We start from the raw sequence: 14571 nt of genomic DNA on the forward strand, positions 1-14571 counted from the left end.
GCCGGCAGCTTTTTGCATGGAGAGCTATACTCAATTGCTCTTATTTGTTTTCGTTAACATCGTCTGTTACTATCCGGTCATATAAAAAGTCGACGATATGGACCGCTTGCATCGATTGCCCCATCTTTTCTCTTTCAATTCCGAGTTTCATTTGCAGCAAGCATCCGGGGTTGCTGGTCAGCAAATAACCGGCTTCCGTTTTCTTCACGTCTTCCATTTTGTGATCGAGAAGATCGTTGGCCATGTTGGGCTGGGTCAGATTGTAGATCCCGGCGGAACCACAGCATTTATCGGAGTTGGCCAGCTCCACCAATTGCACATTGCCGATCCGCTTCATTAATTGGCGAGGAGCAGAACCGCTTCTCATCACATTCCGGAGATGGCACGAATCCTGGTAAGTTATCGTAACAGAAGTAGAGGAGCGCTCGTCGCGAAAATCCGGCAGCCGTCCTTTGCGCAGTAAAATATCGCTTATATCGACTACTCGCTCTGCGAACCACTGACCGGCTTCGGCCCACTCCGGGTCGTTCTGCAGCAGATGATCGTACTCCATCAGCAGTGCTCCGCAGCCCCCGGCGTTGGATACGATATAATCCACATCGGCTTCCCGGAAGGCGGCAATGTTACGCTTGGCCAAATCTGTGGCCGCTGATTTCTCCCCGCTGTGGGCATGCAGCGCTCCGCAACAGTTTTGTGCTGTCGGAATGACGACCTCGAAGCCGGCCTGCGACAGCAGCTTGACGCTGTTAATATTCGTTTCTGTAAACAGCACATCCATGATACAGCCCCTGAACATGCCTACCCGGGCAACCTTGGTTCCTTTGGCAGGGACAAGGGTTCCCAGGTTTTCGACGACTCCTTTGCTGCTTGCCTCTGGCAATATTTTCTCCATCTGACTCATCGATTCCGGAAACAGCTTCATAACGCCGGACTTGCGCGCAAGCCACTGCAGTCCGGATTTCTGATAGACGCTTAGCCCCATGCCAAGCAGCTTCATGCGGCTTTGCTTAGGAAATACATGCTTGAACATAACCGTGCGGATAAACTTGATATGGGGCGGATGGTGAGCATGCTCCTCGATTGTTTCTCTGGCCTGCTCCAGCAGATGCCCATACTTGACATCCGAAGGACAGACGGGCTCGCAGGCTCGGCAGCCCAAGCATAGATCGAGCTGATCCTTGAAGGCCTTATCCGGCTCCATAAGCCCATCGGCCACCGCTTTCATCAGAGCTATTCTTCCCCGGGGAGATGCGGCTTCAATTCCGGTTTCGCTAAAGGTCGGGCACGCGGGAAGGCAGAAGCCGCAGCGCATGCAATTGGTCAGCTCGTCGTAATCGAGGCTCAGCTTCAATGCTTCCGCGAGCGGATTCGCCGGTTTGCCAGAGGGGCTCTGTCCCGGCTTCAAAGGAATCGCAGGGGGTGCAGTTTTCGTCTCTATCGTTTTATTCATTTTTGAACCACCACTCTTTTGCGAGTTTCAGTGAAAATTTTGCCCGGATTCATAATGTTGTTCGGATCGAAAACTCGCTTGATTCCTTTCATGATTTCCATGCCGACCGGTCCGACCTTCCATTCCAGATAGGGGGCTTTGACGATGCCGACCCCATGCTCCCCGGTAATGGTGCCTCCCATTTGAATCGCTGCTTCAAAAATTTCCGCGAAGGCCTGCTCCACTCGTTCAATTTCCTCGTGGTCCCGGGCATCTGTCGTACAGGTGGGGTGAAGATTTCCGTCTCCGGCATGTCCGAACGTACAGATATGAACGTTATATTTTTGAGCGATTTCGTTAATCGCCAGCACCATGTCGGCAATTTTGGAGCGGGGAACTGTTGCGTCCTCAAGTATGGTGGTCGGCCGAATTCTGGCCAAGGTCGACAAGGCGCTGCGGCGAGCCGTCATCAGCTTGTCAGCTTCCTCCGCATTGCGGGCCATCTGAACATCCGCGGCTCCTTCCTGACGGCAAATCTCAACGATCTGTTCGATATCCCGGCGGATAGCTGCTTCGTCTTCACCGTCCTGCTCGATTAGTAAAATCGCTTCCATATCAAGCGGCAAATCGAGCTTGTTGAATTCTGCCACTACTCGGAGCGTAGCGTTATCGAGAAATTCCAATGTGGATGGAATGATCCGGTTGCCGACGATTTTCGAGACCGTTCGGGCCGCGGCGTGGATGTCCTTATACATAGCGAGCATCGTCTGCTTATGCTTGGGCGCCGGAAGCAGCTTAACAGTCGCTTCGGTAATGACGGCCAGCGTTCCCTCCGAGCCGACGAGCAGCTTTGTCAAATCGTAGCCGGCCACATCCTTGTAAAGCTTGCCGCCCGTGCGGATAATTTCTCCCGAAGGCAGCACCGCCTCCAGCGCTAGAACGTAGTCTTTGGTCGTTCCGTACTTAAGTCCCCGCAGACCGCCGGCGCATTCCATAATGTTGCCGCCAAGCGTGGATATGACCATACTGCTTGGGTCGGGGGGGTAGAATAAGCCGTACTGTTCCAGAGCCGTATGGAACTGCTTTGTGTTCAGGCCAGGCTGGAAGGTGGCGGTCAGGTTATCCTGATCGACCTCCAGCAGCCGATTCATCCGATTCATGACGAGCACGATCCCGCCTTCGACCGGTACAGTTCCACCGCACAGATTGGTGCCCGCCCCACGGCCGACAATTGGAATACGGTGCTCATTGGCAAGTTTTAAAATTTGCGATATCTGCTCCTTGGTCTCGGGATACATCACGGCATCCGGCATAGCCTGGAGCATCGGAGTGGCGTCGTAAGAATGAGTGACAAGGGCTTCGTTGTCATCACGAAAGAAACCAGCGCCTACGATATCCATCAGTTGTTGGCGAATGGTTTGCTCCAACATAAGAGGTCCTCCCTAAAAATAAAATTAGTCAGGTCATCAGATGACTTTTGCTTTATTATAGCTTATGATTAAATCATTGTATATGGTTCGCAGAAAAATAAGCCGTCGGAGGATATAAAGGCATGAACGTAAAACAAGTCAATCCGCAAAAAAGCTATGAAATCGTTATGAACGATATTCAATCGAGAATTAGCTCAGGAGAGCTGGAACCGGGACGCCGGCTTCCTTCGGTTGTCGATCTGGCCGCCAATTACGGGGTCGGCCGGTCTACTCTGAGAGAAGCGCTTAGTGCACTGAAGGCTATGGGCTGGTTGGAAATTCGTCAAGGAGGAGGCACCTTCGTCAGTCAGACCCTGCCTAGCGAAGGACAGGGGGGCTTCCCTGCCCTGTTCCATCATACGGATTCCTTGAAAGAGATGATGGAAGTCAGAAAGGTGCTTGAGACCGGATGCGCAACGCTTGCGGCGAGAAATCGAACAGAGGAAGACTTGGCGGAGCTTGCCTCCATTTTGGACAGTATGAAGGCCTGTTCCGGGGATGACAAGAAGGAGGAGGAAGCCGATCTCCGCTTTCATCTGCAGATCGCTAAAGCCTCGCACAATTCGCTGCTGCTGCAAATGATGGAATCCTTGACCCATAAGCTGGAGGAGACGATTAAGGAAACGCGGCAGCTGTGGTTTTATGGTGAGCGAGCGACGGCCAACCGGCTCACTAAGGAGCATCAGGGAATTTATGAAGCTATTCTCCGGCAGGAGGAAGAAGCAGCTTCCCAAAGAATGCTGGAGCATTTGACCAAGGTGGAGAAGGTGCTGTCCCAGTTTTTCTAACCCCGCTGCTGCGGACAAAACCTGGCCCGTCCAGCCAGCCTGTGATTTTTCAAATGCAGGTTATTTTCCATGAAGTCGAGCCAACCAAGCGAGGACTAACTACACCATTTGGCTTGGCAAGGACTGATGATGGTTTTGAGCTTCTCCAAGTTATGGTCGCATACTCGGGCCCTCTTATTGGGCGAGAGTGCCCTTAAATACAGCCGTTACCCAGCAGGAGGCAGTGTTCCTAGCCCCGCAGTGACTACATAGGAATTGAAGTGCAAAAATACCTCTTAAATCAACCTTTCTCCCGAAAACCGGGATTCAAGTGCAAAAGTACCCTCTAATCTTGGCGAAATAGCCATTTTCCATAAGAAATAGAAATTATAGTGCATTTTTACACTTGAATTGCAAAAAATGGTTAAAGCAGTAACATGGGGTGCATTTTTGCATCTTAAATTTGTTCCGGATTTAGGGATTTGTAAGCAAAATGCAGATTATCTATTCCAGGGTAGAAAAGTTCAGCCGGTCCATGATTATTGAAAAAGGTACGCAAATGACAAGAATACTATCCATCGTATAGTCCTCGTATAAATCAAATAATTCCATTTCCCGCTTTTCCCCTTCCCTTTTCAAATTGAATTACAACATCCAATCACAATCCATATTTTACCAATTAAAAGATGGTGTGATGTCTAATAACCACATAAGTGGAACTGAATCTTTGGAGAAAGAGTCGATCCGTTATTAGCCACTTGGAGGACACGACGCAATTTTTTTCGGAAGTAGGGTGCTATCAAAATTTTGATCACAAATAAAGTATTCATTTGAAATTTGAGAAAGGATCTTAAAATCATATACTTGGCCTGAAATGACTTATTAAATTCCCGTCCTAATAGGATAGACAGGACATGTTCCTTCAGGGTCATGCATATATATTAACAATCGTACCTGCGGACAAGTCACGGGGGAATTAGGGGAGGGGAAATATGAGGAGAATGTTCTGGGCGGCCGTCATAGGGTCTTTGCTGATCAGTTGGGCGATAAGTCCCGCGCACGTTAATGCAGACAAGCCGACGTTGTCCACCTATGCGGAAGCGGCCGCCTTAATCGATGTGACGTCGGGAAGAATACTGTACAGCAAAGAAGGCGACAAGCCGATGAAGATCGCGAGCTTGACGAAGGTAATGACGGCTATAGTCGCCATTGAACAGGGAACCTTGAGCGAACCGGTCACCGTCAGCAGGAATGCCTTCGGCAAAGAGGGCTCCTCTCTGTACTTAAAGAATGGAGAAGAGATGAGTCTTCATCATCTTCTGTACGGCTTGATGCTGCGCTCCGGCAACGATGCTGCTGTAGCTATTGCTGAGCATATTGGCGGCTCCATCGAAGGATTTGCCCTTCTGATGAACCAGAAGGCAGAGGAACTCGGAATGGAGCATACCCAATTTATAAATCCGCACGGGCTCGATACGGAAGGACATTACTCCTCGGCCAATGATATGGCCAAACTAACGGCCTATGCTTTGAAAAATCCTACTTTTCAAGAAATAGTCAAGACAAAAACAAAGAGAGTTCCGAGACCGCAAGAAAAATGGGATGCCGTATGGAACAATAAAAACCGGATGCTGACGCTCTACTCGGGAGCGGACGGAGTAAAAACCGGGTACACGAAGCAGGCCAGACGGACGCTCATTTCCTCGGCGACCCGGGATGGACAACAGTTGGCCGCCGTCACGCTCAATGATCCTAATGATTGGCTGGATCATAGCAATATGCTTGATTATGGCTTCAAGCATTATCCTCTTCATGTGCTTCTCAAGCAAGGAGACAAGGTGGGAGAGGGTCTTGTGCTTGGAACGTCATTCGTTTATCCTCTGACCGAGGACGAAGCGGCTCGACTTACAATCGAGCGGGAAATGATATCGGAGAATACCGTTGCTTATCGATTGGGAGAGAGAGGGAAGCTGAAGCTCTCTATGGATGGACAAATGGTTGGATCCGTTCCTATTTATGCTGAAAATAGTCCGCGAACGGCATGGAATTCGCGTTCGGCCTTCCAATTTACAGAGATGGATCAGATAGATTCCGAAGGCAGCGGATTTTTCCATACTTTTCGCAAGCTCTGGAATGCTCTGTTCACTCTATCCGGCTGACACAATCTCTAAGTCCGATGCTTGGATTCCCGAGCCATGCGGCTTTCTTCCTTTACAGACCGTTGGAATCAGAAGCGAGCTTTCTGGGAACGGGAGGCATGACGAGATAATAACTCAGGTCAAGCCGGATGAGCAGGAGAGAGGACATAGGCTACAACGAGGAGGGAATAGACGATGGTCAATTTCATCTGGCTATTTTTTATCATTGCCGGCTTTATCGTAGCCGCATTCAACGGCAATATAGAAGCGGTGACTCAGGCTGTATTCGACGGGGCCAAGACCGGGGTGACCATCTGTATAGGCTTAATCAGCATTCTGGTTTTCTGGCTCGGAATGATGAGGATCGCCGAGGATGCCGGCTTGTTGAAAATTCTGTCGCGTATGCTGAGGCCCGTCGTCCGCTTCCTGTTTCCCAGCATTCCCGACAATCATCCTGCGCTCGGATACATTATGTCCAATATGAGTGCCAATCTGCTCGGGTTAGGCAACGCGGCCACGCCGATGGGCATTAAAGCGATGCAGGAGCTGCAGAAGCTGAATCCCGATAAAGATTCGCCAACCCCGGCAATGGCGACCCTGCTTGCGCTCAATACAGCGAGCATTACGCTCATTCCGACGACGTTGATTGCGATCCGGCTTAATTATAATTCTGCGAATCCGGCTGAAATCGTCGGCACGACTTTGATGGCCACAGCCATTGCCACTGCGACGGCGATTATCGTCGATCGTTGGTACCGAAGCCGCATTGGCCCCAAATCATCTTGAAAGGATGAGCCCTCGTGTATTCCTTCATTACCTTGATATCCGCCTGGTCGATTCCGGTCATCATTGCCTTCATTCCATTATTTGCCGCCTATAAAAAGGTTCCGGTGTACGAATCGTTCGTCGAGGGGGCGAAGGACGGCTTTCAAACTGCGATATCCATCATTCCTCAGCTCGTCGGGATGATGGTGGCCATTTCTGTATTTCGCGCATCGGGCGCGATGGATCTGCTGATCAGCGCAATTCGTCCCGTTCTCGACTATGTTGGAGTACCCGGGGAAGTACTGCCGCTGGCGATTCTGCGACCGCTGACCGGATCGGGGTCGCTTGCTTACACCGCTGATTTGATCGGGCAGTTTGGACCGGATTCCATAATCGGTCGGATAGCCTCAACGATCCAGGGCAGCACCGACACGACTTTGTACGTCTTGACGGTTTATTTTGGCGCGGTCGGCATCCGTAAAGCGGGATACGCGCTTAAAGTCGGCCTCATCTCGGATATCGTCGGTTTCCTCGCTTCTATCCTCATCTGTTATTTGGTGTTCGGGTGACCCGGCTCATGCCGTTCTCATATACTATTGCATTCCAACAACGAGAGGTGAACGGCATGCCATCCTACTCGGGCATTATCATCCATCACTCCGTCTGCACAGCAATCAATGGCAAAGGCTATGACTTTCTGGTGACAAAGAACGGCGACATTATCCCCTCATTCACCCCGACAGATCCTCAATTTATCCATATTTGTCTGGAAGGCGACTTCTCCCATACCGAAGCTTCCGAGCTGACTCCTCAGGTACGGCACCAATTATTTGTTGCCCAACGCCTCATTCTCCACCTGTATGATGATTTCGAATTTTCCTCCAAACGGCTGCATGAGCATCACCTCTATTGCCCAGGTATTTATTTTCCATGGGACTCGCTTGTGATTTCACATCAGGATCGTTATCATTAGTTTTGAGGTGAAGGCGAACATGGAAAGATTGCAGAAAGTGCTAGCCCAAGCGGGCGTAGCTTCCAGAAGAAAATGTGAAGAATACATTACAGCCGGCAGGGTGGAGGTTAACGACGTTGTCGTAACCAATCTGGGCGTAAAAGTGGACCCGCAGCAAGACGAAATCAAAGTAGACGGCCGTGCGATTAATCTCCAGAAAAAGATTTACCTGCTTTTTAATAAACCTAAAGGAGTCATCACAAGCGTCAAGGATCCGAAGGGCCGTAAGGTGGTGACCGATTACTTAACTAACATCAAGGAGCGGGTTTATCCTGTCGGAAGATTGGATTATGATACCGAGGGGCTGCTGCTCCTGACCAACGACGGGGAATTTGCTAATTTGTTGACTCATCCGAAATATCACCTGCCGAGGACCTATCTGGCCACGGTTAAAGGGGTCCCGCACGGGACGGTATTGGAGAAGCTGCAGAATGGGATCGAACTGGAGGATGGGCTGACCGCCCCGGCAGAAGTCGAATATTACGATATGGATCCGGACAAAAAACAAACCGTTATCTCGATTACGATATATGAAGGCCGAAACCGCCAGGTACGACGAATGTTCGAGGCGGTTCATTTTCCTGTGCTCAAATTAAAGAGAGTGCAATTCGGATCGATCTCCTTATCGGGTCTGCCGCGAGGGAAATACCGAGTGCTGGACAAGCAGGAGGTAGACGCTTTAATAGCGGCGGCCCTACGGTCACACAATGTTCAAAATAGTAAATAAGAGGTTCCCTTTAGATTAGTTATAATTAGGGATGGGTAAGCGAAACGATCTTTATTGCAGGATGAAGGTGATCATTTTGGGAAAATATAGAAAGTGGATGCAGATCACTATTTTGAGCGCTCTTCTTGTTCTCGGGGGGTGGACCGTTTACTCCGCTATGGATAACAGTCAGGAAAAAGCCCGTCCCGGCGGTCCCGCCCCTCATTTCAAGCTGTTTGATTTGGAGGGGAAGGCACAGCGACTCGAAGACTGGAAAGGAAAGCCCGTCGTTGTGAACTTCTGGGCCACCTATTGTCCCCCTTGCCGGGAAGAAATGCCCGATTTGCAAAAGCAATACGAGAAATGGGCGGCCTCCGGCGTTATCATTGTCGGGGTTAACGTAGGGGAGAGCAAGGTTACGGCGCAAAGCTTCATTAAGCAGGCTAACGTAACTTTTCCGATTTTGCTGGACAGTGAAGAAATGATCCGCAAGCAATACGGAGTGACCGAATATCCTTCCACTGTATTTATTAGAGCGGACGGGACGATTGAGCAAATCAAGGTGGGAATGATGGATGAGGCTTTCATTGAGCAAAGTGTGTCCAAGCTGGTTGCGTCGGCGCCATGACAGCCTGTTTCGAAGCGGACGTCCTATTAATCTGGAGAAGGAAGCGGATCATCATGCGGCTTCCGGGAGGTGACATCAGGTGATAGAAAATACTAAATGTGAGTGCGGTCACCAGAATCATCTGGGGACCGTACTTTGTGAGTCTTGCGGCAAGCCTTTGTTCGACGAGGAAGGCAGCGCGCCGCTGGAGATGAGATACGACGGTGTAGCGCGCCGATCGCAGCGAAGAAATCCGTCATGGATTGACCGGATCTGGAGTTTTTTCTCTTCGGTTAAGGTAGCCGTTTATTTGATTTTGATTACTTTGGTTTTATCTATACTGGGAACGGTTTATCCGCAGGAAAATACTTTTATCAATTTCGATCCTTCCACGTATTACAAGGAAAACTACGGTACGCTCGGCCATATTTATTATTTGCTGGGGCTGTCCCACACGTATGAATCGTGGTGGTTTATTACATTGCTGTTTATGATCGGGACCTCCCTTGTCGTTTGTAGTCTTGACCGGGTTCTGCCGCTCTACAGAGCTCTCAGCAAGCAGAAGATTCGCAAGCATCTTATTTTTATTAAACGGCAAAAGGTTTCCTACACGGCCCCCCTGCCGATAGAGCCTGAGGATCAGGCCGGAGCCCAGGAATGGATTAACCAAATGGCTGCGCTGCTGCGTAAAAAAAGATACCGGGTGCACACGGAAGATACAGCGTTAATGGCGGAAAAATACCGCTTCAGCCGTTGGGGGCCTTATATTCTCCATATTGGTCTCATTATCTTCTTGTTAGCGGTCCTCATGCGGGGAATCCCGGGTTGGCACATGGATAAATATATGGGTTTTCTGGAGGGACAGACCGTTCGGATTCCGGACACCCCTTATTATTTTAAGAATGAGAAATTTACGGTTGAATTTTATGATCCGGAGGAAATGACCGACGAGTTCCGGGCCAAGGATCTCAATGTATACAAACATTTTGAGACCAAAGCGGTCTTATATGAATGCACCGCCAACTGTGACGATGATCCGTTGGCCAAGCCGACGCTGCATGAGGTTCACCGGCAGGATATTATCGTCAACAAGCCATTGCAATATAAGGATCTGCTTGTCTATCAGTTTGATTTTGCCCAGACTCCTACCCTGTTATCGGTAAAGCCTTCGATTACGAATAAAAAAACCGGGGAAACGTTTGGGCCCATCGAATTGTCGATGCTGGAGCCCGAGACGAGCTATGATGCGGGTCCTTATCATCTGGAGGTGAAAGGGTATTTCCCTGATTTTGGTCTGGACGAAAGCGGGTCTCCGGTTTCATTGTCTCCTAATCCCAATCAACCCGCATTTATCTTTACGATTACCGGACCGGATTTGAAGCCGGATGGAGAAGTGTTCATTTATTTTCCGCGTCAAGTAGACAAGGCCACCTTCCGTCAGGATGATATTAACGGGGAAGTGGCTCAAAAAATAGAGATTGCCGCAGGTTCTATGGAAAATGTGGAAATCGCCGAATTTACCAGCTACTTGAACATTCGTGTAGATAAAGCTATTCCTTATATTTGGATAGCTTCCGCTATCTCGATGATCGGTCTAATCATGAACTTTTATTGGCAGCATCGCCGGGTTTGGATCCGTATCGATGGCCGGGAACTGAATCTGGGGGCTCATACGAATAAGAATTGGATCGGGCTGCGCAACGAAGTGGCCCAAGCCCTTACGCAGAGCGGAGTATCTGCCGACTCGAAATCGCTAGAAACATATGGAGGGAAGAAATCTTGAGCCAATTATTAGATACTATTAGCTCATACAGCGGAACCTACCTGCTGATTGCCTTCGTCCTTTATTCCGTCGCCTTTATCCTGTTTGTTACCGGTTTGACGGGGAAAAAATGGAGCGGACGCAGCCCGGAAGAGAATTCTCGAATCTGGGGCAAGCGAGGGTTCATCGTTACGGTTATCGGACTGGCTATGCATTTGCTGTTTTTCTTTACCCGGTGGTATGCCTCGGGGCATATCCCGACGAGCAATATGTATGAGTTTATGACTTGTTTGGCGATGATGATCATATTGGCCTTTGTCGTCGTTTATCTGATTTATAAAAAAACGGTTATCGGGGCATTCGCCGTTCCTGTAGGCATCGTGATTCTGGCCTATGCTTCCATCTTTCCGCGGGAGATTCAGCCTCTGATTCCGGCCCTGCAAAGCTACTGGCTGGCTATTCACGTTACCATGGCTTCCCTCGGTGACGCTTTCTTCGCGGTAGCCTTCGCGGGAGGCTTGATGCATCTTGTAAGAACGGTTGATTTTAGCTCGGAAACGAAGGTCGGCCGTTGGGAGAGAAGAGGGGTCGAGCTGTCTATCTTTTCCCTCGTTATGATTATCGCCTTTGTCGGAGCTACATTCGGCTTCAATGCCGCCGGCTACAAAGCTGAATTTTCCAAGACAGAGATTACGATTGAAGCCGGTGTGGAGAAGGAGACACTCAAGAAGGAAACCTACGTGCTGCCGCCGATTGTGAAGCCGTACGGAATGGAAACTGTTGAGATGAAGCCGTTTCTCGGAATGAAAAAACCATTATTCAGCACTCCGTCCTGGATGAACGGCAAGGATGCCGGACGTAAATTCAACACGGTAATTTGGTCGGTTATCGCTGGATTGATCCTGTATGGAATTCTGCGGCTTATTATCCGCAAGCCGATCGGTGAGGCCATCTCACCCGCGTTAAGCAGCCTGGATCCGGACGATCTCGATGAAATCAGCTATCGGGCGGTAGCGATCGGATATCCTATCTTTACATTAGGCGCGTTGATTTTTGCAATGATCTGGGCCCATGAAGCTTGGGGCCGATTCTGGGGATGGGACCCGAAGGAAGTGTGGGCTCTTATTACCTGGTTATTCTATGCTGCTTACCTGCATTTGCGGTTATCCAAAGGGTGGCAAGGAAAGCGCTCGTCCTGGATGGCGGTTATCGGCTTCATCGTAGTAGTATTTACACTCGTAGGGGTTAATCTGATTATCGCGGGACTTCACTCGTACGCCGGTGTATAATTAGATAGAGAGAAGTTACGGCCGCTTCCGAGAGGCCAATGATTATGACAGGAGGAGTGAGAATCGATGTCAGACGCACAAACAACGATTCTTGTCGTCGACGACGAAGAACGGATTCGCCGTCTTCTGAGAATGTACTTGGAGAAAGAAGGATATCAAATTGATGAAGCGGAGAACGGAGAGATCGCTCTGCAGAAAGCGATCGACCGCGATTATGATCTGATTATGCTCGATTTAATGCTTCCGGGCATCGACGGTATTGAGGTCTGCTCCCGGCTTCGTCAGGTCAAGGCGACCCCGGTTATAATGCTGACTGCCAAAGGGGAAGAGGCCAACAGAGTACAGGGGTTTGAGGTGGGTACGGATGATTATGTAGTTAAACCGTTCAGCCCGCGCGAGGTCATCTATCGGGTGAAGGCCATTCTGCGCCGTTCGTCGGCAACGGCCTATCTGTCCAAGGATGCGAATTCCAGCAATAATATCGTCTTCCCGCATCTGGTCATCGAACACGATGCACATCGGGTGACGGCGGGTGGACAAGAGGTGACCTTGACTCCTAAAGAGTACGAGCTGCTGCATTATTTGGCGATTTCGCCGGACAAAGTGTTTTCTCGTGAAGAACTGCTGAAGGATGTCTGGAATTATGAATTTTTTGGAGACTTGCGCACCGTAGATACTCATGTGAAGAGATTGCGGGAGAAGCTGAACAAAGTATCTGCGGAAGCCGCTTCCATGATCACTACGGTTTGGGGCGTAGGTTATAAGCTAGAGGTGCCTAAATAGTGTTTATTTTCAACAGTGTGGTGGGCAAGCTCTGGATGACGATTATCGGATTGGTCGCGGTTGTCCTGATCAGTCTTGGCCTTTTTCTATTTCAATATATCGACAGGAGTATCCCCAATGTCAGAAATCAGGAGGATAACCTGCTGAAGCTTGCAACTAAAATCGCGTCAGAGGCTCCGGCCCACCATAATGACAATCCCTATTTTGAGGCGCTCACAGAGCTGCTGGAAACCCAGGATGCCGGAATGAAGCTCCTGGATCGGGGCGCCGTTCATCTGGAAGACCCGCTGTTTGTGGCGGGGGATAAAGTAATAACGGTAAGTGAAGTAATCAGCGATAAGGAATTGGCTTCCGTATTTGCGGGAGAGACCATTCGCGAGCGCTTCTCGGTATCGATGAATCCATGGCATGGCGGGTACGTGTATGTCGCCATGCCTTTGTATGCCGAGGGGGAAACCGAGCCCTATAATGCCATGATTGTCTTTCAATCGATGCAGTCGATTGAGGATACACAGATCTATGTCAAGCGGCTATTTGCGCTTGTTTCGTTAATGGGCTTTTTGCTGACGACCTTTTTTGCCTTTTTTTTAATTACGCGAATTACCAGACCGTTAACCAGTTTGAAAAAAGCGGCCGATTCGATTACGCACGGCCAATATGATAAAAGAGTTCCGCTCGTGTCTAACGATGAAATCGGAGAGTTAACGCAAACCTTCAACCTGATGGCCGATCGGCTGCAGGGGACGATCAAGGATCTCAATCATGAGAAGCAAAACCTGGCCAGTGTTCTCCACAGTATGGAAGATGCGGTCATTTCGTTCGATCCTGAAGGAAATATCATTTTTATTAATCCTCATGGAGAGAAAATGCTGGAGGATTGGAACGGGCTGGACTGGGAAGAAACCGAAGAAGAGGAAGCAAGCGGTCTGTATAAAGGACAAATTCCCGATCCTCTGCGCCAATTATTCGAAGGGGTTGTGAAAGAAACCAAAGGAATCAGCTCCAGGCTACACGTGAAGAACGGAGTGTATTCCGTCGTTATGGCTCCATTGTACTCCGAAGACCAAGTGCGGGGGGTCGTGGCTGTTATTAGGGATGTTACGGAAGAGACCCGCTTGGAGAAGCTCCGCACGGATTTCGTCGCCAACGTATCCCATGAGCTGCGGACGCCAATATCGATGCTTCAGGGATACAGCGAGGCGCTGGTGGACGATATTGTTACTTCGCCTGAAGACCGCAAGGAGCTGGCGCAGGTCATCCATGACGAATCGCTCAGAATGGGCCGGCTGGTCAAGGACTTGCTTGATCTGGCGAGAATGGAAAACGGCCATATGGATTTGAACCTGCGGGAAGTGAACATTACCGAGCTGATCCGCAGGGCGCAGCGTAAATTCATTGTGTTGTCCAAGGAACAGGGAATCCGTCTGGAGACAGACCTGCATTGTGATGATTTGGTGCTTCATCGGGCGGATGAAGACCGGCTGGAGCAGGTATTGACGAACCTGCTGGATAACGCCATTCGCCATACGTCGGCCGGGTCCAGTATAAATATCTGCTGCGACCAGGTGGAATACTTAAAAGCTCCCGCCGTTCGTATTCAGGTAGCAGATGAAGGAGAGGGGATACCTCCCGACGAGATTCCCTATATCTTTGAACGATTCTACAAGGCGGACAAGGCTCGCACGCGAGGAGCGGCAGGGGGGACCGGTCTTGGTCTCGCTATTGTCAAAAACATTGTCGATGCGCATCGAGGAGCCATTTCGGCTACAAGCACCATCGGACAAGGGACGACTTTTTCCATCCTCCTTCCGCTTGAAGCGGAACCTAATTAACTCAAACAGGCT

General features: G+C 49.8%; 13 protein-coding genes. 11 read left to right on the forward strand and 2 right to left on the reverse strand.

All coding sequences use genetic code 11. The features are described from left to right. Positions 1-40 precede the first annotated feature (40 nt). Together KJS69_RS07705 and KJS69_RS07710 are read right to left on the reverse strand one after the other, a co-directional pair. Positions 41-1450: a (Fe-S)-binding protein gene (locus tag KJS69_RS07705; protein WP_213583163.1), complete on the reverse strand. Its 1410-nt coding sequence runs from the start codon at positions 1448-1450 to the stop codon at positions 41-43. Beyond that, positions 1447-2859: an FAD-binding oxidoreductase gene (locus KJS69_RS07710; protein ID WP_213583164.1), complete on the reverse strand. Its 1413-nt coding sequence runs from the start codon at positions 2857-2859 to the stop codon at positions 1447-1449. Before KJS69_RS07710 ends, KJS69_RS07705 begins: the two co-directional genes overlap by 4 nt. 122 nt (positions 2860-2981) lie before the next feature. On the opposite strand from KJS69_RS07710, the gene KJS69_RS07715 reads away from it, so the two are divergent. From KJS69_RS07715 to KJS69_RS07765, 11 genes are all read left to right on the forward strand, one after another. Next, positions 2982-3686: a FadR/GntR family transcriptional regulator gene (locus KJS69_RS07715; RefSeq protein ID WP_213583165.1), complete on the forward strand. Its 705-nt coding sequence runs from the start codon at positions 2982-2984 to the stop codon at positions 3684-3686. 971 nt (positions 3687-4657) lie between these two features. Continuing rightward, the gene (locus tag KJS69_RS07720) at positions 4658-5824 is read left to right on the forward strand and encodes a D-alanyl-D-alanine carboxypeptidase family protein (protein WP_213583166.1); all 1167 of its coding nucleotides are present in this window, start codon (positions 4658-4660) and stop codon (positions 5822-5824) included. A 174-nt stretch (positions 5825-5998) separates the two neighbouring features. Continuing rightward, a complete protein-coding gene (locus tag KJS69_RS07725) occupies positions 5999-6589 on the forward strand; it encodes a nucleoside recognition domain-containing protein (RefSeq protein WP_213583167.1) in 591 nt (196 codons plus the stop codon). Between the two features lie 14 nt (positions 6590-6603). Next, entirely contained in the window at positions 6604-7137 is a 534-nt protein-coding gene (locus KJS69_RS07730) for a spore maturation protein (RefSeq protein ID WP_213583168.1), read from the forward strand. 8 nt (positions 7138-7145) lie between these two features. Next, the gene (locus tag KJS69_RS07735) at positions 7146-7541 is read left to right on the forward strand and encodes a hypothetical protein (protein ID WP_249730420.1); all 396 of its coding nucleotides are present in this window, start codon (positions 7146-7148) and stop codon (positions 7539-7541) included. A 19-nt stretch (positions 7542-7560) separates the two neighbouring features. After that, positions 7561-8307, forward strand: coding sequence for a pseudouridine synthase (locus KJS69_RS07740; RefSeq protein WP_213583169.1), 747 nt, complete (start codon positions 7561-7563; stop codon positions 8305-8307). A gap of 76 nt (positions 8308-8383) precedes the next feature. Then, positions 8384-8914, forward strand: coding sequence for a redoxin domain-containing protein (locus tag KJS69_RS07745; protein ID WP_213583170.1), 531 nt, complete (start codon positions 8384-8386; stop codon positions 8912-8914). 79 nt (positions 8915-8993) lie between these two features. Next, on the forward strand, positions 8994-10676 hold the full coding sequence (resB, locus tag KJS69_RS07750) for a cytochrome c biogenesis protein ResB (RefSeq protein WP_213583171.1): 1683 nt from the start codon (positions 8994-8996) through the stop codon (positions 10674-10676). After that, positions 10673-11944, forward strand: a complete 1272-nt coding sequence (ccsA, locus tag KJS69_RS07755; protein ID WP_283777446.1) for a cytochrome c biogenesis protein CcsA — start codon at positions 10673-10675, stop codon at positions 11942-11944. Before resB ends, ccsA begins: the two co-directional genes overlap by 4 nt. Positions 11945-12010: 66 nt before the next feature. After that, a complete protein-coding gene (locus tag KJS69_RS07760) occupies positions 12011-12727 on the forward strand; it encodes a response regulator transcription factor (protein WP_213583172.1) in 717 nt (238 codons plus the stop codon). Continuing rightward, positions 12727-14559, forward strand: a complete 1833-nt coding sequence (locus KJS69_RS07765) for a HAMP domain-containing sensor histidine kinase (RefSeq protein ID WP_249730421.1) — start codon at positions 12727-12729, stop codon at positions 14557-14559. The genes KJS69_RS07760 and KJS69_RS07765 overlap by 1 nt, the downstream gene beginning before the upstream one ends. The last annotated feature ends 12 nt before the right edge of the window (positions 14560-14571 follow it).

Origin of the sequence: Paenibacillus sp. J2TS4 (assembly GCF_018403245.1) — a bacterium.
Lineage (GTDB): Bacteria > Bacillota > Bacilli > Paenibacillales > NBRC-103111 > Paenibacillus_L.